The following is a 23,974-nucleotide window of genomic DNA, read 5'->3' as shown; positions in this document are numbered from 1 at the left end:
TTTGATGCAGGGCAAAGGCGCGATATATCCCACCGGCATCATCTGATTTCCGAAATTACTGTTGGGAAATCGCGATGAGTTCCGAAACGACACAGTTCTCAGCCGTGCTGGACGGCGAGCATCAATACTACCGCCCCCGCCTGCCGTACCTGTTCAACGGCCAGGACAATGACACCGGTTATTCCGCGATCTGGTACGGACCAGACATCGTCGCGGTCGACCAGACGAATCAGAACGTGCTCTACAACTACGCGACGGAAGTGCTGACGCCGACCGTCTCGGGCAGCTACACGCTCACGGTCGACTCCGCGGTGGGCCTGGTGGCCGATGGCCGCTCCGACACCCAGATCTGGCTGTACGACACCACTTTCGATCCGGACCGCCCTCTCGACAATATCATCGCCGCGAACGAGGACATCGACTTCAGGGATGAGAACGACCAGCCGGTCAACTGGCTGTCGCACTTGCCGAACATGCCGCTGATCGCCGGCCATACCTATGTGATGGTGGTCACCACGTATGCCGCCGACGCCACCGGTTCGGCGAACTTCAGCGCTATCGGTCCCGGCGAGGTGCTGCTGGGAGAACTCCCGCCGGACTCCACCGCACCACTGGTCGACTCGGTCAGCCCGCCCGCCCCGGGCACCTACAGCGCAGGTCAACACCTCGACTTCACGGTCGCGTTCAATGAAACCGTGCTGGTCGACACGAACAGTGGCACGCCGGCGCTGGATCTCGTCATCGGCGGCCAGACGGTGCAGGCGGTCTACACGGGAGGCAGTGGAACCGCGGCGCTGACGTTCCGATATACGGTGGCTGCCGGGCTGGCGGACACCGACGGCATCGAGGTGACCACGCTGGCGCTGCACGGCGGCGCAATCCGCGACATTGCCGACAACGAAGCCGACATCACGCTGCAGGCCGTGGGCGACACCACCGGCGTGCTGGTCGAGAGTTTCGCACCTGCTGTCGTTGCGGTCGCCGTACCGGCGGCGGGCACCTATGCGCAAGGCGGACAGCTGAACTTCACGGTCACGCTCGACGAAGCCGTTACCGTCGACACCAGCGGCGGCACGCCGCGCCTCGCGCTGGTCATCGGCAGTACGACCGTCTACGCGAACTACGTGAGCGGCAGCGGTACCACGGCGCTGCTCTTCCGGCATAACCTGGCAGTCGGCAGGTCCGACAGCGACGGCATCACGATCGGCGCGCTGTCGGGCAACGGCGGCACGCTGAAGGATGCCGCCGGCAACGATGCGGTGCTGGCGCTGCAGGGCGTGGCCAGCACCGCGGGCGTGCTGGTCGACAGTGTCGCACCATCCGTCACCGGCGACATCAGCGTGCCCGCGGCCGGCTCCTACCGTGCCGGGCAAACGCTGACCTTTACCGTCACCTTCGACGAGAACGTGATCGTCACGGGCACCGACAGCACGCTGGGCCTGACGATCGGCAGCACGGCGCGCTCGGCCACCTTCGCTTCGAAAAACCAGAATTCGATCACTTATACCTACACCGTGCAGGCGGGCGAGAACGATACCAACGGCATCGCGGTCGGCACGCTGAGCGCCGGCACGGGAACGATCCGCGACGCGGCCGGCAACGACGCTTCGCTGACGCTGTTCAGGCACGTTCCCTCGACGGCCAGCATCCTGGTGGACACGCGCGCACCGGCGGTGACCAGCGTGGCGGTGCCGCCAAACGGCGCCCACGGCACCGGCACGGCGCTCGACTTTACTGTCACCTTCGACGAGAACATGACCGTCACCGGCACGGACGGCACGCTGGAGCTGACGATCGGCGGCGCCGCGCGCAGCGCGGCGTTCGTGTCCAGCACGGCCAGGACAGCGACTTACCGCTATGTCGTGCAGGCTGGCGACAACGATGCCGACGGTATCGCGGTCGGCCCGATCAGCACCGGCACCGGCGCGATCCGCGATGCGGCAGGCAACCATGCCGCCCTGTCGCTGACCGGGAAAGTGCCGCCGACCGCCGGCATCGTGGTGGACACGCAGGCACCCGTCGTGGCCGTCGTCACGGTACCGCAGGACGGCGCCCATGGCGTCGGCGCGCAACTCGACTTCACGGTGGCCTTCAATGAGAACGTGACCGTGACCGGCACGGACGGCACGCTGGCGCTGACGATCGGCGGCGCCGCGCGTAGCGCGGCGTTCCTGTCCAGCACCGGCAATACGGTGACCTACCGCTACACCGTGCAGGCCGGCGACCATGACGCCGACGGTATCGCCGTCGGCGCGCTCGGCGCCGGCACCGGCACGATCCGCGACGCGGCGGGCAACCATGCCACGCTGTCGCTGGCCGGGCAGGTGCCGCCGACCGCCGGCATCACGGTGGACACGCGGGCGCCTGCCGTCAGCGGCATGACGGTTCCTGCCGACGGTACCCGGGCCGCCGGCACGGCGCTCGATTTCACGGTCGCCTTCGACGAGAACGTGGTTGTCACCGGCACCGATGGCACGCTGGGCCTGAACGTCGGCGGCACCGCGCGCAACGCGGCGTTCCTGTCCAGCACCGGCAACACGATCACGTACCGCTACCTGGTGCAGACCGGCGACGACGATGCCGATGGCATCGAACTCGGCGCGATCGGCACCGGCAGCGGCGCGATCCGCGATGCGGCGGGCAACCATGCCGCGCTGTCGCTGGCCGGGCACGTGCCGCCGACCGGCGGCATCACGGTGGATGGGCGCGCGCCCGTCGTGAGCGGCATGACGGTACCGGCCGATGGCATCTACCCGGACAATACGCAGCTCTTCTTCACGGTCACCTTCGACGAGCCGGTCATCGTTGGCGGTGCCGATCCCGATGCCGGCAGCTTCCTGCGGCTGACGGTCGGGAGCAGCCCGCGCTACGCAAACTTCTTCTCCGGCAGCGGCAATACGATCACTTACCGCTACATCGTCTCCACCGACCTCGATACCGACGGCATCACGGTCGACCTGCTCAGTGCCGGCAGCGCCACGATCCGCGATGCGGCGGGCAACGATGCGATCCTGTCGCTGGCCGGGCACGTGCCGCCGACCAGCGGCATCCTCATCGATACGGCCCTGGCGCAGATCACCAGCGTGACGGTACCGCAGGACGGTACCTATGTTACCGGGGACGCGCTCGATTTCGCGATCACGTTCGATGAGGTGCTGACCGTGACGGACTCCGCCAGCAGGCTGATCCTGACGATCGGCGGAGTCGTACGCTACGCGGCATTCCTGTCCCATGACGTCGACACGGTCAGCTACCGCTACATCGTGCAGGCCGGGGACAAGGATGCGGACGGCATCGAAGTCGGCGAGCTCGACTTCGACCCCACGACGATCCTGGATCCGGCAGGGAACCAGGTCGGGATGTACCTGGCGCCCGAGGTGCCATCGACCGCGGGGATCGTGGTGGAAACGCAGGCACCGGTGGTCAGCGGCGTGACGCTGCCGCAGAACGGCACGCATGGCGCCGGCGCGCACCTCGATATCACCATCGCCTTCGACGAGAACGTGACGGTCACCGGTACCGATGGCACGCTGGCGCTGACGATCGGCGGCACTGCCCGCAGCGCGACGTTCGTGTCCAGCACCGCAAACACGATCACTTACCGCTATATCGTGCAGGCAGGCGACAGCGACGCCGACGGTATCGCCATCGGCGCGATCGATGCCGGTACCGGCACGATCCGCGACACGGCGGGCAACGATGCCGCGCTGTCGCTGGACGGGCACGTGCCGTCGACCGCGGGAGTGCTGGTCGATGCGCGGGCGCCGGTGGTTTCGGGCGTGACGGTGCCGCAGAGCGGCAGCCATGGCGTCGGCGCGCAGCTCGACTTCACGGTGGCCTTCGACGAGAACGTCACCGTCACCGGCACGGACGGCACGCTGGCCCTGACCATCGGCGGCGCCGCGCGCAACGCGGCGTTCCTGTCCAGCACCGGCAACACGATCACCTACCGCTACACGGTGCAGGCCGGGGACGGGGCCAACGGCATCACGATCGACGCGATCGGCGCCGGCACCGGCACCATCCGCGACGGGGCAGGCAACCATGCCACGCTGTCGCTGGCCGGGCACGTGCCGCCGACCGGCGGCATCGTGGTGGACACGCAGGCGCCGGCGGTGGCCGGCATGTCGGTGCCGCAGGGTGGCAGCCATGGCGTCGGCGCGCAACTCGACTTCACGGTGACCTTCGACGAGAACGTGGCCGTCACCGGCACGGACGGCTCGCTGGCGCTGACGATCGGCGGCGCGGCGCGCAGCGCGGCGTTCGTGTCCAGCACCGGCAACTCGGTCACCTACCGTTATACGGTGCAGCCCGGCGACCATGATGCCGACGGCATCGCCATCGGCGCGATCGATACCGGCGCCGGTACGATCCGCGATGCGGCGGGCAACCATGCCGCGCTGTCGCTGACCGGGCATCTGCCGCCGACCGGCGGCATCTTGGTGGACACGCAGGCGCCGGTGGTGAGCGGCATGGTGGTACCGTCGGATGGTACCCATGCCGCTGGCGCGGCGCTCGATTTCACGGTGTCCTTCGACAGCGCGGTGTTCGTTACCGGCACCGATGGCACGCTGGAGCTGACGATCGGCGGCGCGGCGCGCAGCGCGGCGTTCGTGTCCAGCACCGGCAACTCGGTCACCTACCGTTATACGGTGCAGCCCGGCGACCATGATGCCGACGGCATCGCCATCGGCGCGATCGATACCGGCGCCGGTACGATCCGCGATGCGGCGGGCAACCATGCCGTGCTGTCGCTGACCGGGCAAGTACCATCGACCGCCGGCATCACGGTGGACACCCAGGCACCCGCCGTGACCGGCGTGGTGCTGCCGCAGGACGGCGCCCATACGGCTGGCGCGGTACTCGACTTCACGGTCGTCTTCGACGCCAGCGTGACCGTTACCGGCACCGGCGGCTCGCTGGCCCTGGACATCGGTGGTACCACGCGCAACGCGGCGTTCCTGTCCAGCACCGCCAACACCGTGACCTACCGCTATACCGTGCAGGCCGGCGACAACGATGCCGACGGCATCGGGATCGGCGCGATCGGCCTGGGCAGCGGCACGATCCGCGATGCGGCCGGCAATGACGCCGTGCTGTCGCTGGCCGGCCAGGTACCGTCGACCGCCGGCATCGTGGTGGATGCGCGCGCGCCGGTGGTAACGGGCGTGACGGTACCGCAGGGCGGCAGCCATGGCGCCGGCGAACACCTCGACTTCACGGTGGCCTTCGACGAAAACGTGTCCATCGCCGGCACCGACGGCTCGCTGGCCCTGGACATCGGCGGCACCGCGCGCAGCGCCGTGTTCCTGTCCGGTACCGGCAATACCGTGACGTACCGCTACACCGTGCAGGCCGGCGACAACGATGCCGATGGCATCGGGATCGGCGCGATCGGCCTGGGCACCGGCACGATCCGCGACGCGGCGGGCAACGATGCCGTGCTGTCGCTGGCCGGGCACGCGCCGCCGACCGGCGGCATCGTGGTCGACACGCAGGCGCCGGCGGTGACCGGCGTGACCGTGCCCGGCAACGGCGTCTACGGCACCGGCACGCAACTGGTCTTCACCGTGGCGTTCGGCGAGGACGTGACCGTCGGCGGCACCGGCAGCACGCTGGACCTGGCGATCGGCGGAAGCGCTCGCAGCGCGCAATTACTGTCCAGCAGCGGCAGCACGCTGACTTACGGCTACACGGTGCAAGCGGGCGACGGCGATGGGGACGGCATCGCGGTACTCGGCATCGCGCTCCATGGCGGCACGCTCAGGGATGCCGCCGGCAACGACGCGGCGCTGGACCTGGCCGGCCACCTGCCGCCGCTGGGCGGCGTGCTGGTCGATACCACGGTCCCGCCACCGCTGGATACGCAGGCACCGTCGGTCGCCATCGTCGGCATACCGGCCAACGGCACGTATGCCGTCGGCGGGCAGCTGGAGTTCACGGTGAGTTTCGACGAAAACGTGATCGTCACCGGCACCGGCAGCACGCTGGGCCTGATGGTGGGTGGCACCGCGCGCGCCGCCACCTTCGTCTCCGCCAGCGGTAACACCGTCACGTACCGCTATACGGTGCAGGCCGGCGATACCGATGCCGACGGCATCGCGATCGGCGCGCTGGCAATGGGCGCGAGCACGATCAGGGACGCGGCCGGCAACGATGCGTCGCTGGCGCTGCCCGGCCAGCTGCCCTCGACCGATGGCATCCTGGTCGACACGCAGGCGCCGGCGGTGACCGGCGTGGCGGTGCCCGGCAACGGCGTCTACGGCACCGGCACGCAACTGGTCTTCACCGTGGCGTTCGGCGAGGACGTGACCGTCGGCGGCACCGGCAGCACGCTGGACCTGGCGATCGGCGGAAGCGCTCGCAGCGCGCAATTACTGTCCAGCAGCGGCAGCACGCTGACTTACGGCTACACGGTGCAAGCGGGCGACGGCGATGGGGACGGCATCGCGGTACTCGGCATCGCGCTCCATGGCGGCACGCTCAGGGATGCCGCCGGCAACGACGCGGCGCTGGACCTGGCCGGCCACCTGCCGCCGCTGGGCGGCGTGCTGGTCGATACCACGGTCCCGCCACCGCTGGATACGCAGGCACCGTCGGTCGCCATCGTCGGCATACCGGCCAACGGCACGTATGCCGTCGGCGGGCAGCTGGAGTTCACGGTGAGTTTCGACGAAAACGTGATCGTCACCGGCACCGGCAGCACGCTGGGCCTGATGGTGGGTGGCACCGCGCGCGCCGCCACCTTCGTCTCCGCCAGCGGTAACACCGTCACGTACCGCTATACGGTGCAGGCCGGCGATACCGATGCCGACGGCATCGCGATCGGCGCGCTGGCACTGGGCGCGAGCACGATCAGGGACGCCGCCGGCAACGATGCCGAGCTGGCCCTGGCCGGGCACGTACCGCCGCTCGATGGCGTGCTGGTCGAGGGCAGCGTGCCGGATACCGTCGCGCCGGCGTTCGCCGGCGCCACCGTCAACCGCCGCACGCTGGTGCTCACGTACGACGAGGCCGGCCCGCTCGACGCCGCGCATGGCCCGGCCACCGGTGCGTTCACGGTGATGGCGGGCGGCACGGCCATCGCGGTATCGGCGGTCGCCGTCGACGCCGCCGCCCGCACGGTCACGCTGACGCTCGCCACGGCGGTGCGCCATGACCAGCCGGTGACGGTGGCCTACGCCGACCCGACGGGCGGAAACGATGCCGCCGCGATCCAGGATGCGGCCGGCAACGACGCGGCGCCGCTGGCGGCGGCGCCGGTCGTGAACACGACACTGCCGCCCGTCGACCCACCGCCTGTGGATCCGCCGCCGGTCGATCCGCCGCCCGTCGACCCACCGCCGGTCGATCCACCGCCGGTCGATCCACCGCCGGTCGATCCGCCGCCGGTCGATCCGCCACCCACGGATCCCCTGATCGACGGGCTCGTCGTCCGGACCGTCGTCACCACCCGCGGCGACGGTTCCGTGTCGCAGGTCGTGACGGTTCCTGTCGTGACATCGACCCGGGTGGAGCAGGTCGGCGACAGGGAGCGCGCCGACATTCCGCTGGTCAAGAGCGCGGCCGGTACCAGCCTGCTGACCGCGCAGGTGCCGCTGGGCTTCGGCCTGGAAGCCAGCGGCGTGGCGCGGCCGGCACCGGTGGCCGCCGCGTTGACGGACCTGGTCCGGGAAATCCGTGCGCATACCGCGGACGGCTCGGCCGACCAGGCGCAGCTGACCCGGGCCGGCAGCGGCTACATCGACAGCCTCGATGACGCCGCCGCGTTGCTGGTCCACACCCTGGTGCCGACCGCGGCGCGCAATGCCGCACCCGGCACGCTGGCGATCTCCGGAGCACCGGAAGCCGCCGGGCAGGCACCCACGGCGCTCGTCATCGATGCCCGTGCGCTGCCGCCCGGCTCCAGCATCGCCTTGCACGACGTGGAGTTCGCGGTGGTGGTGGGACCGGTGCGGGTGATCAGCGAGACCGGCGCGCAGGTCGTGTGGAGCGACAGTGCGGCGCAGGACATCATGCTGGGCGAGGGCGACGACGTGCTGCACGGCGGCGGCGGCAACGATATCGTCGGCAGCGGCTCCGGCAACGACATGGTGTTCGGCGACGCCGGCAATGACGTGGTGTTCGGCGGCCAGGGCAACGACACGGTCGACGGCGGCAGCGGCAACGATACCGTGCAACTGGCCGGCGCCGGGCGCGGCGAGTACGGCTTCCGCGTGGTGGATGGCGGCCTCGTGGCCAGCCATCGCGCTGGTGGCGCGGATGGCACGGACATGATCCGCGGCGTGGAAACGCTGCGCTTCACCGGCGCCGACATGTCGGTGGCCGGCACGGCGGCGCGCCTGGTGGAAGCGCTGGCCGGCAAGCAGGCCAGCGTGGCCACGCTGGACGCGATGGTGCGGATGGCGGAGGAGGGCGCCGGCCTGTCCCAGGTTGCGGACGCGCTGTATGGGCATTTCGGCGCCGCGGAACTGGACGATGCCGCGTTCGTCGGCCAGCTGTACCGGAATGCCTTTGAACGCGTGCCCGACAGTGAAGGGCTGGCATTCTGGGTCGGCTACCTGGCCTCCGGCACGGCGCGCTCCGACGTGGCGCTGGGCATCGCCAATTCCGCCGAGAAGCTGGCGATGCCCGCCGAGGTGGCGTTCCATGCCACCGACGTGGCGGTTATCGTGCGGCTGTATGACGTGCTGTTCGACCGGGCGCCGGATGCGGCGGGCCTGAACCACTGGATCGGCGCCCACGAAGGCGGCATGTCGATGATGGACATCGCCGATGCCTTCATGGCCAGCAGCGAGAGCATGGCCCTGCATGGGGCGATGAGCGATGCGCAATTCACCGGAGCGCTGTACCGGAACGGCCTGCACCGCGAAGCCGCGGACGGCGAAGCCAGCTACTGGCTCGACGCGCTGGCCAGCGGCGGGGCCGACCGCGGCGACGTGCTGCTTGGCTTCGCCGACGCGGCGGAAGTGATCGCGCTGGCGGGCACGATGTCGACCACCATCGCGATGCTGTAGCCGGTTCGGACAGCGACAGCGGCACGCCGGGGACAGTATCCCGGCGTGCCGCTTCTTTGCTGCAAGGGGGGAGCGGCGCCGCGCGGGGTGAATTCGCTTGACCGCCGCGCAAGCGCGGGCCTATGCTGGTCGCGCCGCATGCCCTTCGCGCACCGCTTCGCGCACCTCGTTCGCCGCAATCCTTTTTCGCCGCAACGCTTTTTCGCCGCAACCCTTTTTCGTCGCAACCCTTTTTAGCCGCAACTCTCGATAGGAACCGCCATGACTACGTATCCTGCATTTGCGCCTGCCGGCCAGGGCGCGGACTTCCTGAACATCTTTGCCCAGCTCGGGAATGCCTATTCGCACTCGCTGCAGTCGACCACCCAGGAAATATGGATGAGCTCCATCCGCATCGTCCAGGAACACGCCGCGCGCGCCATCGCCAACGCGTCGCAGGATTGCATGGCCGCACTGGCCAGGAATGCCGTCGATATCCAGCAGCGCTCACTTGCCGACATCGTCGGCGCCAACCAGGAGGCCATGACACTGATGGGTTCGGCCTTCACGAATGCGATGATGGCCGGTGTCGCCGCCCCGCAGAACTATGCCCGGCTGCTGTCGCGCGCATGAGCGTGGCGCGGAGATTTGTAGCCAGTTTGTAACGACCGCCGGTATTCCCCACGGCGCGGCCGGCACCGCGCAAACCCCGCCAGTTCAGCATTTCCACCGGCACGCGTGCCGGTGCGATCCCCAGCCTCCCGCCGTTCCAGCCCGTTTCAGCGTGTAAATGTAAGCAAAGCGAAACAAGGCGCCGAAGTCGCTGTGATAGAGTCGATTTGATAAGCATAGTTACTCTACTGAACAGCCACAAGGATCAGCGATGACCTCGCCAGCAGCGCTCACGAACCCCCACAAACCCCGCCGCCGTACCCGCATCCTTGGAACCCTGATTGCCCTGCTCGCCATTGTCGCCATCGGCTGGCTGGCGTGGTATCTCACGCACCGGCCGGCCGAAGGCGGCCCTGGCGGGCCGGGCATGGGTGGTCCGGGCGGCCCCGGTGGTCCCGGCGGACCGGGCGGGCGCCGCGGCGGCATGGCGACCACGGTCGGCGTCGCCACGGCCGAGCAGGCCAACCTGCCGGTCACGCTCGATGCGCTCGGCACGGTGACGGCGGCCGCCACCACCACGGTGCGGCCGCAGGTATCGGGCATCCTGCAAAAGGTGCTGTTCAAGGAAGGGCAGCTCGTGAAAGCGGGCCAGGTGCTGGCGCAGATCGACCCGCGCCAGTTCGAGATGGCGCTGCTGCAAGCCACCGGCCAGCGCCAGCGCGACGAGGCGCAGCTGGAAAACGCCCGCCTGACGCTGGAGCGCTACCGCACGCTGCTGGCGCAGGACTCGATCGCCCGGCAGGACGTCGATACCCAGGCCGCCCTGGTGAAACAGCTGGAAGGCACGGTGATGACGGACCGCGCCGCCGAAGGCACGGCAAGACTCAATCTGGGCTACACGAAGGTGGTGGCCCCGATCACCGGCCGCGTGGGCCTGCGCGTGGTCGACGTGGGCAACCTCGTGTCGAGCGGCGATGCCAGCGGCATCGCCGTGATCACGCAGCAATCGCCGATCGACGTGGAATTCGCCGTGCCGCAGGACCGCGTGCCGGACATCATGAGCCGTGCCTCCACCGGCGCCACGCTGGTCGCGCAGGCCTTCGACCGCACCCGCACCGAGGTGCTGGCCAGCGGCCGCTTTGCCGCGCTGGACAACCAGGTCGACACGTCGACCGGTACCGTGATGGCCAAGGCCCGCTTCGACAACGACAGGATGACGCTGTTCCCCAGCCAGTTCGTCAACGTGCGCCTGGAAATGCGCACCATCGCCAATGCCGTGCTGGTGCCGGTGACGGCGCTGCGCCACGGCACCGACGGCGACTACGTATGGGTGCTGAAGGATGACCGCACGGTGACGATGCGGCCGGTCAAGCGCGGCCAGGCGACGGTGGACAAGGTGCAGGTGGTTTCCGGCCTGAAGGTCGGCGAGAAGGTCATCACCGAGGGCGCCGACCGGCTGAAGGAAGGCGCCAACGTGACGCTGCCGGGCGACAAGCCGGGCCAGCGCGGTGCGGGACAGGGGCGCAACGCCGGCCAGCGGCAGGGCGCCCAGGGCGGCGAGGCGGGGGCACAGGCGGGGGCGCAGGCCGATAACCGGCCGGCCGGCGCGCCGGACGTGGCGCCAGGCGCGGTGGGCAGCGATGCGGCAAAGATGCAGGACCGCCGCGCCACGCAAGGGGAAGCGCCCGAGCGTTCGATGCCGGAAGCGGGCGGGCGCAGCGCGCCGAGCGCCGCGGACGGCACCAGTACCGCCGCCGGCATGAGCGGTGGCCAGCGCGCCAGCGAACGCCGCGAACAGCCGGCACCGGCACGATGAGTCCATCGGCCCCCTTCATCCGCCGGCCGGTGGCGACCTCGCTGCTGATGCTGGCGATCATGCTGGCCGGCCTGGTGGGCTTCAAGTTCCTGCCGCTGTCGGCGCTGCCGCAGGTCGATTTCCCCACCATCCAGGTGCAGACGCTGTACCCGGGCGCCAGCCCGGAAGTGATGGCGCAGACCGTGACGGCGCCGCTGGAACGCCAGTTCGGCCAGATGTCCGGCCTGCAGCGCATGAGTTCCAACAGCGCGGCCGGCGTCTCGATCATCACCCTGCAGTTCGGCCTGGGCCAGACGCTCGACGTGGCCGAGCAGGAAGTGCAGGCCGCCATCAACGCCGGCAGCTCGCTGCTGCCCACCGACCTGCCGGCGCCGCCCGTGTACGCCAAGGTCAACCCGGCCGACGCGCCGGTGCTGACGCTGGCCATCACGTCGGACACGATGCCGCTGACGGAAGTGCAGAACATCGTCAACACGCGCCTGGCCCTGAAGATCAGCCAGGTCTCGGGCGTAGGCCTGGTCAGCCTGTCCGGCGGCCAGCGCCCCGCGGTGCGCATCCAGGCCGATACGCTGGCGCTGGCCAGCTACGGGCTCGGCCTCGACACGCTGCGCACGGCGATCGGCAATGCCAACTCGAACAGTGCCAAGGGGTCGTTCGACGGTCCCACGCGCGCCTTCACGATCAACGCCAATGACCAGCTGCTGACCGCCAGCGACTATAAAAGCCTGATCGTCGCCTACAGGAACGGCGCGCCGGTGCGGCTGGCCGACGTGGCGCGGGTCGTCGATTCGGCCGAGAACATCAAGCTGGGTGCCTGGGCCAACATGAAGCCGGCCATCATCCTGAACGTGCAGCGCCAGCCCGGCGCCAACGTGATCGCCACCGTGGATGCGATCAAGCAGCGCCTGCCCGAGCTGCAGGCCGGCCTGCCGAGCGCGCTGCGGGTGGACGTGCTGTCCGACCGCACCACCGGCATCCGCGGTTCCGTGCACCACGTGCAGCTGGAACTGCTGCTGGCCGTGGTGCTGGTGGTGCTGGTGATCTTCCTGTTCCTGCACAGCGTGCGCGCCACGGTGATCGCCAGCCTGGCGGTCCCCATCTCGCTGGTCGGCACCTGCGGCGTGATGTACCTGATGGGCTACAGCCTGAACAACCTGTCGCTGATGGCGCTGACGATCGCCACCGGCTTCGTGGTGGACGACGCGATCGTGATGATCGAGAACATTGCCCGCTACATCGAGGAAGGCGAAACGCCGATGGCCGCCGCGCTGAAGGGGGCGAAGCAGATCGGCTTCACCATCATCTCGCTGACGGTATCGCTGATCGCCGTGCTGATTCCGCTGCTGTTCATGGGCGACGTGGTGGGCCGGCTGTTCCGCGAATTCGCCGTCACGCTGTCGATCACGATCCTGATCTCGGCCGTGGTGTCGCTGACGCTGGTGCCGATGATGTCGGCGCGCTGGCTGACCTCGCACAAGGACGACGACCCGAACGGCTTCGGCGCGCGCGTGCAGCGCTTCTTCGACCGGGTAATCCACCACTATGACCGCTCGCTGCAGTGGGTGCTGCTGCGCCAGGGCCTGACGCTGCTGGTCGCCCTCGGCACGCTGGTGCTGACGGCGCTGCTGTACATGCTGATCCCGAAAGGCCTGTTCCCCACCCAGGACACCGGCCAGCTGCAGGCGCGCATCGAAGCGGCGCAGGCCGTACCGTACGCCCGCATGGCCGAGCTGCAGCAGCAGGCCGCAAAGGCGATCCTGGAGGATCCGGAAGTGCAGTCGCTCAGCTCCATCGTCGGTGTCGATGCCGCCAACAACACGATGCTGCATACCGGCCGCATGCTGATCAATCTGAAGCAGGACCGGGGCGACCAGGGTGAGCTGATGGAGCGGCTGCGCCAGCGCGTGTCCGGCGTTGCCGGCGTGCGCATCTACCTGCAGCCGACGCAGGACCTGACCATCGACGCCGAGAGCGGCCCGACGCAGTTCCGCGTGTCGATCGAAGGTGCCGACACCGCCACCGTCAACGAATGGGCCAACAGGCTCGCCGTGCAGATGGCGAGAAAGGCGCAGCTGCGTAACGTGGTGTCCGATGCCGGCGCCACCGGGGCCGCCGCCTACATCGACATCGACCGCGATACCGCGTCGCGCCTGTCCATCACGGCATCGGCCATCGACGATGCACTCTACAGCGCGTTCGGCCAGCGCATCGTGTCCACCATCTTCACCGAGACGAACCAGTACCGCGTGATCCTGGAAGCGGAGCAGGGCATGCTGTCGACACCGCAGTCGCTGGGCGACCTGCAGATCCGCACCGGCGGCGGCAAGCCCACGCCGCTGTCGGCGGTGGCAACTATCACCGAACGGCCGGCGCCACTGCAGATCACGCACGTGGCCCAGTACCCGGCCACCACGCTGGGCTTCGACACGGCCGATGGCGTATCGCTGGGCCGCGCGGTGGAGGCGATCCGCGAAGCGGCCACCGAGATCGGCCTGCCCGGTTCCGTCACCATGACGTTCCTGGGCGCCGCCGGCGCCTACCAGGCCTCGCTGACCAACCAGCTGTGGCTGATCCTGGCCGCCGTGGTCTGCGTGTACATCGTGCTGGGCGTGCTGTACGAAAGCTATATCCACCCGCTGACGATCCTGTCGACGCTTCCGTCGGCCGGCGTGGGAGCCCTGCTGGCGCTGATGGTGTCCGGCGAGGACCTGGGCGTGATCGGCATCATCGGCATCATCCTGCTGATCGGCATCGTCAAGAAGAACGCCATCATGATGATCGACTTCGCCATCGAGGCCGAGCGCGAGGACGGCAAAACGCCACGGGAAGCGATCCACCAGGCGGCGCTGCTGCGCTTCCGCCCGATCCTGATGACGACGCTGGCTGCGCTGTTCGCCGCCGTGCCGCTGATGCTCGGCTGGGGCGAGGGCGCCGAGCTGCGCCGGCCGCTGGGCCTGGCCATCTTCGGCGGGCTGCTGCTGAGCCAGTTGCTGACGCTGTACACCACGCCGGTGATCTACCTGGGCTTCGACCGGCTGGCGCAGCGCTTCGGCCGGAAGCCGGAGCTCTCCGCGGGTGACCGGAATCCTGGCGGAGCGGCATCGTGAACCTGTCCGAACCGTTCGTCCGGCGCCCGATCGCCACCGTCCTGCTGACGATCGGCCTGGCGCTGGCCGGCATTGCCGCGTTCTTCGTGCTGCCGGTGTCGCCGCTGCCGCAGGTCGATTTCCCGGCCATCTCCGTGTCGGCGAACCTGCCCGGCGCCAGCCCGGATACGATGGCCAGCAGCGTGGCCACGCCGCTCGAGCGCCGGCTGGGCGTGATCGCCGGCGTCAACGAAATGACGTCGAACTCGTCGTCCGGCTCGACGCGCATCAACCTGCAGTTCGACCTGAACCGCAAGATCGATTCCGCCGCCCGCGAAGTGCAGGCGGCGATCAATGCTTCGCGCGCCGACCTGCCGGCCACGCTGAAGAGCAACCCCACGTACCGCAAGATGAATCCGTCGGATTCGCCGGTGATCATCCTGGCGCTGACATCGCCGACCCGGCGGCCGGGCCAGATTTACGAGGCCGTGTCGAACATCGTGCAGCAGAAGCTGGCGCAGGTGAAGGGCGTGGGCGACGTGGAAATCGGCGGCGGCTCGCTGCCGGCGGTGCGCATCGAACTGCTGCCGTTCGCGCTGAACCAGTATGGCGTGTCCACCGAAGACGTGCGCGCCGCGATCCAGGCCACCAATGCCAACCGGCCGCGCGGCGCCATCGAAAGCGAAGGCCGGCGCCTGCAGATCTACGCCGCGCCCGGCATGGCGACCGGCGGACGGACCGCGGCCGATTACCGCGACCTGGTGGTCGCCTGGCGCAACAACGCGGCGATCCGCCTGCGCGACGTGGCCACCGTGGAAGATGGCCCGGAAAACAAGAATACCCTGGGGCTGTTCAACGGCCAGCCGGCGGTGATCGTGCTGATCACCCGCCAGCCGGGCGCCAACATCATCGAGACCGTGGACAGCGTGCGCGCGCTGCTGCCGCAGCTGCGCGCCCAGCTGCCGCAGGACATCACCGTCTCCGTCGCGTCGGACAGCACGACCTCGATCCGCTCGTCGCTGCACGAGGTCGAGTTCACGCTGGTCCTGTCGGTGGTGCTGGTGGTACTCGTGGTCAGCGCCTTCCTGCGCAGCGTGCGGGCCACCATCATTCCCGCCATCGCCACGGTGGTGTCGCTGCTGGGCACCTTCGGCGTGATGTACATGCTGGGTTTTTCGCTGAACAACCTGTCGCTGATGGCACTGACGGTGGCCACCGGCTTCGTGGTCGACGATGCCATCGTGGTGCTGGAAAATACCGCGCGCCACGTCGAGAGCGGCATGGACCGCTTCAAGGCGGCGCTGCTGGGCGCGCGCGAGGTGGGCTTCACCGTGCTGTCGATCAGCCTGTCGCTGGTGGCGGTGTTCATCCCGCTGCTGTTCATGGGCGGGCAGGTGGGCCGGCTGTTCCGCGAGTTCGCGGTAACGCTGTCGGCCGCGGTGATGATCTCGCTGGTGATCTCGCTGACGACGACGCCGATGATGTGCGCCTGGCTGCTGCGCGCCGACAAGGACCGCAAGCCGCCGGGCCGCATCTCGCGTGCGTTCGAAGCCGGGTTCGACTGGATGCAGCGGGTGTATGCGCATGCGCTGGACTGGGCGCTGCACAGCGTCTGGCTGGTGATGCTGATCCTGGGCTTCGTGGTGGCGCTCAACGTGTACCTGTTCGCGGCCGCTCCGAAGGGCTTCTTCCCGCGCCAGGATACCGGGCAGATCAACGGCGGCATCCGCGCCGACCAGAGCATCTCGTTCCAGGCGATGCAGCAGAAACTGCGGCAGCTGGTGGACATCATCCGCAAGGATCCGGCTGTCGACACGGTGGTCGGCTTCACGGGCGGATCGCGCGCCGGCGGCGGTTTCATGTTCGTCAACCTGAAGCCGGCGGACCAGCGCGACGTGGCCGGCCAGGCCGTGATCGACCGGCTGCGCCCGCAGCTGGCGAAGGTGACCGGCGTGCAGCTGTTCCTGAATCCCGTGCAGGACTTGCGCATGGGCGGGCGTTCCAGCAATTCCACCTACCAGTACACGCTGAAGAGCGATAACCGCGAAGACCTGAAGAACTGGGCGGTCAAGCTGGCCGACGCGATGAAGAACGCGCCGGAAATGACGGACGTGGATACCGACCAGCAGGACAACGGCGTGGAAACCTTCGTCACCATCGACAAGGAAACCACGGCGCGCTTCGGCATGACGGTGCGCGACGTGACCAACTCGCTGTACAACGCCTTCGGCCAGCGGCAGGTGGCCACCATCTACGATGAGCTGAACCAGTACAAGGTGGTGATGGAAGTGGCGCCGGAGTATGCGCAGAGTCCCGAGGCGCTGCGCGATGTGTATGTGCCGGGCAAGGCGGCGGAGACGGTGGAGACGGGCACTGGCACCGACACTTCCGCGACTTCCGGCGGCAGCAACGCATCGGCCAACAATGCGCAGGGCCAGCGCGACTCGTCGACCGGCGCGGCACTGTCGACCGCGCGCTCGGCGATGGTGCCGCTGTCCGGCATCGCCTCGTTCGCCGAAAGCGCCACGCCCACCTCGGTCAACCACCAGGATGGCGAGCTGGCGACGACGATCTCGTTCAACCTGGGCGAAGGATTCACGCTGAGCCAGGCGCAGGAAGCGGTGAAGCAGGCCGAGGCCGATATCGCCATGCCGAACAATGTGCGCGGCAGCTTCGAGGGCCAGGCCAGGCAGGCGGAGGAATCGAACAGGCAGCAACCCTTGCTGATCCTGGCCGCGATCGTCGTCATCTACATCGTGCTGGGCATCCTGTACGAAAGCCTGGTGCATCCGGTCACGGTGCTGTCCACGCTGCCGTCGGCCGGGGTGGGCGCCGTGCTGGCGCTGCTGCTGTTCCGCATGGAGTTCTCGATCATCGCGCTGATCGGCGTGTTCCTGCTGATCGGCATCGTCAAGAAGAACGCCATCCTGATCATCGACTTCGCGCTGGAGGCGGAGCGGGCGCGCGGGCTGAGCGCCCTCGACGCGGTGCGCGAGGCTTGCCTGCTGCGCTTCCGCCCGATCCTGATGACCACCCTGGCCGCCGCGCTGGGCGCCTTGCCGCTGGCGATCGGCTTCGGCGAGGGCTCCGAGCTGCGCCAGCCGCTGGGCATCGCCATCATCGGCGGCCTGATCGCCAGCCAGCTGCTGACGCTGCTGACGACGCCGGTCGTCTACATCGTGCTCGACAAGCTGCGCACCCGCAATCCCGAAGAACGCAACCTGAGCCGCGCCGGCGCCGGCGACGCGCCCCTGACCACATGAAGACCACCATGATGCATCGCCTGTCCACCCTCGCTCTCGCCGCCGCGCTGTGCGGCTGCGCCGTCGGCCCGAAGTACGAGGTGCCGGCGGCGGCCACGCCGGCCACCTACAAGGAAGCCGAGGGCTGGACACCGGCGGCGCCCGCCGATGCGCTGGAGCGCGGCCCGTGGTGGATGCTGTTCGGCGATCCGGTCCTGAACGAACTGGCCGCCTCGCTGGAGGTGAACAACCAGAACGTGGCGCTGGCGGCCGCGCAGTATGCGCAGGCGCGCGCCGTGGTGGCCGAGCAGCGCGCTTCGCTGTTCCCCACCGTGGCGCTGAACGGCTCGGGCAGCCGGTCGGGCGGCGGCGACACCCGGCCGTCGAACAACTACCGGGTCGATATCGGCGGCAGCTGGGAGCCGGACCTGTGGGGCAGCCTGCGGGCCGGCGTGACGGGCGCGCAGGCCAGTGCCCAGGCCAGCGCGGCGGACCTGGCCGCGGCGCGCTTGTCCGCCCAGGGCGAGCTGGTGGCCAACTATATCGGCCTGCGCCAGGCCGACGTGGAAAAGCAGATCCTCGACACCACGGTGCAAGGCTACGAACGCGTGCTGCAGATTACCCAGAACCGCGTGAGCGCCGGCGTCACCGCCAAATCCGACCTGCTGCAGGCGCAGACGCAGCTCTTCAACGCGCGCGCCGACCAGCTGACCGTGATCCGCCAGCGCGCCGTGTACGAGCATGCCATCGCCGTCCTGCTGGGCAAGGCCCCCGCGCAGTTCTCGCTGGCGCCGGCCGCGTGGAGCGTGGTGGTGCCGGAGGTGCCGCCGGGCGTGCCGTCGACCTTGCTGCAGCGCCGGCCGGACATCGCCGCCGCCGAGCGGGACGTGGCGGCCGCCAACGAAAACATCGGCATCGCCCGCTCGGCGTATTTCCCGTCGCTGAACCTCTCGGCCTCGTACGGCTACGGCAACAGCCAGGTGGGCGGCCTGTTCAGCGCGTCGAACAGCCTGTGGTCGCTGGGCCTGTCGGCCGCGCAGACCCTGTTCGACGCCGGCGCCATCGCCGCCCGCGTCGAGCAGACCAGGGCCGCGCGCGACGCCGCCATCGCCCGCTACCGGCAGACCGTGCTGGCCGCCTTCGCCGACGTCGAGGACCAGCTGGCCGCCACCCGGGCGCTGGCCCAGCAGCAGGAACTGCGCCGGCAAGCCTCCGAAGCGGCCGACCAGGTCGAGCAGCAGATGGAAAACCGCTACCGGGCCGGGCAGGTGAACTACACGGAAGTGGTCAGCGCCCAGGTCACCGCGCTGTCCGCCCGGCGCGCGCTGATCCAGGTGCAGGCGGACCGGCAGACCACGGCGGTAGCGCTGATCCAGTCTCTAGGCGGCGGATGGAACGTTGGAGGGCTACAGCAGTAAAACCCGCCCCAAAAACGAGCCGAGGGGTCAGACCCGGCGGGTCTGGCCCCCGCTTCTGCCGTTGGGTGAAAAAATAGTGCCTGTCACCGTTTTTTTACCTATACTTCCCCGGCTTTTCATCAACCCCAGGGGAACATATCTTGTTCAAAAAACTAGTCCTGCCGGCCGCTCTGCTGGCCGCCTTCGGTGTCGCACACGGCGACGAAGGCCAGTGGCAACCCCACCAGCTGCCGCAACTGAAATCGGAATTGAAGCGCATCGGTATCCAGATCCCGGCCGAGCGGCTTGCCGACCTGGCCAGGCACCCGATGAGCGCCATCGTGTCGCTGGGCGGCTGCTCGGCATCGTTCGTGTCGCCGGATGGCCTGGTGGTCACCAACCACCATTGCGCCTACGGCTCGATCCAGCGCAATTCCACGGCGGAGAAGAACTACATCGTGAATGGCTTCCTGGCGAAGACGCGCGCCGAGGAACTGCCGGGTGGTCCGAATGCGCTCGTGTACGTGACCGAGAAGGTCGAGAACGTGACCGACCGCGTGCTGAAAGGGCTGGAAAACACGGGCGGCAAGGCGCGCCACGAAGCGATCGAGAGCCGCATCAAGGCGCTGACCGCCGAATGCGAGACCGACAAGTCCTACCGCTGCTCGGTGCCGGCGTTCCACCGCGGCCTGGAGTACTACCGCATCCGCCAGATGATGATCCGCGACGTGCGCCTGGTCTACGCGCCGGCGGACATGGTCGGCAACTACGGCGGCGACATCGACAACTACGAGTGGCCGCGCCACACGGGCGACTATTCGTTCCTGCGCGCCTACGTGGGAAAGGACGGCCGCCCGGCCGATCCTTCGCCGGACAACGTGCCGTACAAGTCGAAGGACTTCCTGGTGGTGTCGGCCGAAGGCCTGAAGGCGGGCGACCCGATCCTGCTGGCCGGCTACCCTGGCCGCACCAGCCGCTACAAGCTGCCGGCCGAGATCCGCTTCGCGCGCGATACCTCGTATCCCGCCATGGTGGCCGAATACCAGGCCGACCTGGACACGATCGCGGCGGCCACGAAGCAGAACAAGAACGACGAAGTGCGCTACGCCTCGGTGGCGAAATCGATCAACAATCGCATGAAGAAGACGCAGGGCCTGCTCGATGGCTTCGCGCGCAAGGACATCGCCGCCATCAAGGACGTGCAGGATGCCGAATTCCGCGCCTGGTATGGAAGGCAGGCGAACGTGTCGGCGTCGATGCTGCCGGAGCTGGATGCGGCGATCGCCGCCGACATGGCGCTGGAACAGCAGACCTTCGGCTGGAACGTGGCCACCAACTCCGACCTGTTCAGGTCGGCCCGCACCCTGTACCGCCTGGCGCTGGAGCGCAGGAAGCCCGATGCGCAGCGCGAATCCGGCTACCAGGACCGCGACCTGGCGATGATCAAGGCCCGGCTGGCGCGCCTGGAGCAGTCGTACGTGGACAGCGTGGACCAGGCCCGCTTCACCGCCGGCCTGCAGCGCTACGCGAAGCTGGCAGCGCCGTTCCATCCGCAAGGCCTGGATGCGCTGCTGCCCGCCGTGGCCGACGTGCCGGCGCTGTACCGGAAGAGCAAGCTGGGCGACACGAAGACCCGCCTGGCATTGCTCGATGCCGATGCCGCCACGCTGGAACGGTCGGATGACCCGTTCATGCAGCTGGCCGTGAAGATGCACGCGTTCGCGCTGGCGCTGGAAGAGCGCTCGAAGGAATCGGAAGGCAACCTGGAAAAGGTGATCCCGCAATATATGAGCGCCGTGATCGCGTGGAAGAAGTCGCAGGGCAAGCCGGTGTACCCGGATGCCAATTCGACCTTGCGCGTCACCTACGGTACCGTGGATTCGTACTCGCCGAAGGATGGCCTGACCAAGGGTCCGTTCACCACGGTGGAAGGCATCGTCGAGAAGCACACCGGCAAGGATCCGTTCAACGCGCCGCAGGCACTGCTGGACGCGGTGAAGGCGAAGCGCTACGGCCAGTTCAAGGACCCGGTGCTGGGCACCGTGCCGGTGAACTTCCTGTCCAGCGCCGACACCACCGGCGGCAACTCCGGTTCGGCGATCGTCAACAAGCGCGGCGAACTGATCGGGCTGAACTTCGATTCCACGTATGAATCGATCACCAAGGACTGGTACTTCGACACCGCCATCACGCGCGCGATCCACCTCGACGTGCGCTACATGCTGTGGGTGATGAAGGAGGTCGACGGTGCCGACAACCTGCTGAAGGAAATGACGATCAGGTATCCGAAGACGAATCCGCGCAGGTAAGCGCCGCGGCGCTCAGGGCAGGCCGCCATCCGCGAGGGTGGCGGCTTTTTTCATGCGTCCAGCAGGCCCAGCGTGGCCTGGTCCGGCTTGCCGTCGTAGAACGCCGCCAGCGCCGTGGCGAAGCAGGCTTCGCCGGGAGCCGCGCTGGAAAACAGCGTCATCGACGAACGGAATTTCAGCGCATCGACGTGCCCCAGGATGACATCGGCCGGCGTGCCCGCATGGGCGTTGACGAGCCGCGTGCATTCGTGCAGCCTGGCGCCCAGTACCGGATGATCGAGATAGGCACGCGCCTCGTCGATCGAGGCGATGCCGTAGAACTGCGCGGTGTCCGAGCGGCCCAGTTCCTTCAGCTGCGGGAAGATGAACCACATCCAGTGGCTTGTCTTGCGTCCTGCGCGCAACTCGCGCACCACGTCGTGGTAGACGCGGTCCTGGGCGGTGATGAAGCGGGCGAGGTCGAATGGCATGCGCGGTCTCCGGAGCGAATTGGCAGTATATCGCCGATCGCCGCGTTCATTTGCCGATGTTCCTCGCCAGGAAGGCTTCGAGGCGGCGGTAGACCTCGACCTGATGGCGTTCGTCGGTAAAACCATGGCCTTCGGCAGGTTCGAGATACCATTCCGGTGCCCGCCCGGCCTTCTCCAGCGCGTCGCGCAGGCGCACCGCATGACTGTCCGCCGCGACGTCGTCCTTGCCGCCGTGGATCAGCAACACCTTTGCCGTGATCGACTGCGCATGCGATGCCGGCGCGAGCTGGTCGATCGCCGAGCGGTCGCCGGCGACGAATCGCCTGACGTGTTCGGGAGAGCCGACGTCCTGCAGCAGGTTGTTCTTCTGGTAGGCGGCAAGGTCGTAGATGCCGGAGTAGCCGACGACGCACTTGAACACGCCGGGCTCCCGGGACGCGAATGTCATGGCGACGAAGGCCCCGAACCCGGTGCCGAACACGCACATCCGTTTGCCGTCGATGTCGTGTTGACGCGTGGCCCAGCGAACGCCGTCGGCCAGGTCGTCGATCACCTGGCCACGCCACTCCCCGAACGCCGCCTTGCGGAACGATTCGCCGCGGCCTGCCGAACCGCGGAAATTGACCTGCAACGTGGCGTAGCCCCGGCTGGCCAGGAACTGGGCATCCGCGTCGAAGAACCAGTCATCCTTCTGGCCATACGGGCCGTCATGCGGTATTACCACCAGGGGAAGTTTCGTGCCGGCGGGGTGGGGCGGCATCGTCAGGAAACCATGGATCGGCAGCCCATCCCTGGCGGGGAACGTGATCGGCAGGCGTGGCGCCATGCGTTCCGGATCCACCGCAGCCATTTTCTCGAACAGCATGGCAGCGGTGTTGGCCTTGCGGTCGTACAGGTAGTAAGCGCCCGGGTCACGGTCGCTGCGCACGGAAAACAGCAGGAGGCCGCCATCGTCGGAAGCATCGGTGAATTCGACCACTGCGCCGGGAAACTGCCGGGACAGGTCGCGATGCAGCATCACATCGGGGTCGGTATCCGGGGCGAGGTAGCGAACCACCGGAATGCCGGTCGTGGCCAATGCCGCGAACGGCTGCGTACGCCGGCTTCCCCACATCAGGCCGGTGATGGATCCGGTCGGGTCCGACGCCAGTACGCGCCGCTGGCCGGTAGCGACGTTTTCGGCGATCAGCGCTGCCGGTCCCCCGTCCGCCGAGTGGAGGGCGAAAAATTCGCTGTCGTCGCTGGAAAACGCCACCGGTGTCAATTGCGTGCCAGTTCGCGCCGCGGCTACCGGCAGCCAGGGCGCCTCGGTATTTTCGCGGCGGAACAGCTTGAAGCCGCCACCCTCGGTCCGGCCATGTGCGAAACGCGCAAATCCGTCGTTCTGCCGTACGAAGATCGCATGGGCCTGGTCGACCCGCGTCAGCGTCCTGCGTGCGCCATTGAATGTGTCGACATCGATCAGGTCGGTCGCGCCGACTTCCCACAATACCGATCCGAGCAGGATGCGGTTGTTCCGTGCCGGCAGCCCGTCGGCAATGTAAGCCGACCCATGATCTTCGTTGCCGCCGCCAGGGACGGCACGCAGCCGCTCGTAGCCGTAGATATACTGCTGCTTCTTGCCGTCGTGATTCACCGCGAGCACTTCGCCTGCCGAATGGACGGCGCCGCGCGAACCTTTGCGGCTGCCCTGGGCCACGACCAGCCTGGTATTGCCAACCCACGCGTACTGCAGGGGTAACAGCGGCGCCTTCATCGGCATCAGGCTCTCGACGGTGAGCTCGGGCAAACGATAGATACCCAGCGCATCGACTTTGCGGCCATCGTGCACCGTCGTCGTGGCTGCCGCGAGATGTTTTCCGTCCGGTGATATCCGCGGTGCGGCAGATGGTTCTGCGCCGATGAAGGTCTCGATGGGCAGCGGTGTCGACACCGCTGGCGTTGCGGCAATCGCCGCGAACGGCAGCAGGGCGAGGAGAGCGGGCAGGCAAGTCATGGGTTCCTTATTTTGCGGAAATTATAGTTGTTATATAGAATTTTCACAAT

The 23,974-nt window shown here is 68.2% G+C and carries 9 protein-coding genes; 7 read left to right on the top strand and 2 right to left on the bottom strand.

The genetic code is table 11. From position 1 onward, the window contains the following. The first annotated feature begins 74 nt into the window (after nt 1–74). The 7 genes from OU994_RS24055 (at nt 75) to OU994_RS24025 (ending at nt 21,458) form a co-directional block, all read left to right on the top strand. Complete coding sequence (locus tag OU994_RS24055; protein WP_281607998.1) at nt 75–9,017, top strand: DUF4214 domain-containing protein; 8,943 nt, start codon at nt 75–77, stop codon at nt 9,015–9,017. A gap of 261 nt (nt 9,018–9,278) precedes the next feature. Further along, entirely contained in the window at nt 9,279–9,629 is a 351-nt protein-coding gene (locus OU994_RS24050; RefSeq protein WP_281607997.1) for a hypothetical protein, read from the top strand. Between the two features lie 250 nt (nt 9,630–9,879). Continuing rightward, the gene (locus tag OU994_RS24045) at nt 9,880–11,424 is read left to right on the top strand and encodes an efflux RND transporter periplasmic adaptor subunit (protein WP_281607996.1); all 1,545 of its coding nucleotides are present in this window, start codon (nt 9,880–9,882) and stop codon (nt 11,422–11,424) included. After that, complete coding sequence (locus OU994_RS24040; RefSeq protein ID WP_281607995.1) at nt 11,421–14,531, top strand: efflux RND transporter permease subunit; 3,111 nt, start codon at nt 11,421–11,423, stop codon at nt 14,529–14,531. The genes OU994_RS24045 and OU994_RS24040 overlap by 4 nt, the downstream gene beginning before the upstream one ends. Further along, nucleotides 14,528–17,773: an efflux RND transporter permease subunit gene (locus OU994_RS24035; protein ID WP_281607994.1), complete on the top strand. Its 3,246-nt coding sequence runs from the start codon at nt 14,528–14,530 to the stop codon at nt 17,771–17,773. Before OU994_RS24040 ends, OU994_RS24035 begins: the two co-directional genes overlap by 4 nt. A gap of 8 nt (nt 17,774–17,781) precedes the next feature. After that, the gene (locus OU994_RS24030; RefSeq protein WP_281607993.1) at nt 17,782–19,170 is read left to right on the top strand and encodes an efflux transporter outer membrane subunit; all 1,389 of its coding nucleotides are present in this window, start codon (nt 17,782–17,784) and stop codon (nt 19,168–19,170) included. Nucleotides 19,171–19,310: 140 nt separating this feature from the next. Then, entirely contained in the window at nt 19,311–21,458 is a 2,148-nt protein-coding gene (locus OU994_RS24025) for a S46 family peptidase (RefSeq protein WP_281607992.1), read from the top strand. A 50-nt stretch (nt 21,459–21,508) separates the two neighbouring features. Here OU994_RS24025 and OU994_RS24020 read toward each other — a convergent pair whose 3' ends face one another. Both OU994_RS24020 and OU994_RS24015 read right to left on the bottom strand, forming a co-directional pair. Further along, complete coding sequence (locus OU994_RS24020) at nt 21,509–21,928, bottom strand: DUF1810 domain-containing protein (RefSeq protein WP_281607991.1); 420 nt, start codon at nt 21,926–21,928, stop codon at nt 21,509–21,511. Nucleotides 21,929–21,974: 46 nt separating this feature from the next. Continuing rightward, the gene (locus tag OU994_RS24015) at nt 21,975–23,924 is read right to left on the bottom strand and encodes a S9 family peptidase (RefSeq protein ID WP_281607990.1); all 1,950 of its coding nucleotides are present in this window, start codon (nt 23,922–23,924) and stop codon (nt 21,975–21,977) included. Nucleotides 23,925–23,974 lie beyond the last annotated feature (50 nt).

This window comes from Pseudoduganella sp. SL102, from assembly GCF_027856995.1.
GTDB lineage: Bacteria > Pseudomonadota > Gammaproteobacteria > Burkholderiales > Burkholderiaceae_D > Rugamonas > Rugamonas albidiflava.
This window is presented reverse-complemented; position numbering and strand designations above follow the sequence as displayed.

Excerpts from the sequence above, each read along its gene's own strand:
- OU994_RS24045 (WP_281607996.1), top strand. The coding sequence starts at position 9,880 with ATGACCTCGCCAGCAGCGCTCACGAACCCCCACAAACCCCGCCGCCGT.
- OU994_RS24015 (WP_281607990.1), bottom strand. The coding sequence starts at position 23,924 with ATGACTTGCCTGCCCGCTCTCCTCGCCCTGCTGCCGTTCGCGGCGATT.
- OU994_RS24030 (WP_281607993.1), top strand. The coding sequence starts at position 17,782 with ATGATGCATCGCCTGTCCACCCTCGCTCTCGCCGCCGCGCTGTGCGGC.
- OU994_RS24055 (WP_281607998.1), top strand. The coding sequence starts at position 75 with ATGAGTTCCGAAACGACACAGTTCTCAGCCGTGCTGGACGGCGAGCAT.
- OU994_RS24050 (WP_281607997.1), top strand. The coding sequence starts at position 9,279 with ATGACTACGTATCCTGCATTTGCGCCTGCCGGCCAGGGCGCGGACTTC.
- OU994_RS24040 (WP_281607995.1), top strand. The coding sequence starts at position 11,421 with ATGAGTCCATCGGCCCCCTTCATCCGCCGGCCGGTGGCGACCTCGCTG.
- OU994_RS24020 (WP_281607991.1), bottom strand. The coding sequence starts at position 21,928 with ATGCCATTCGACCTCGCCCGCTTCATCACCGCCCAGGACCGCGTCTAC.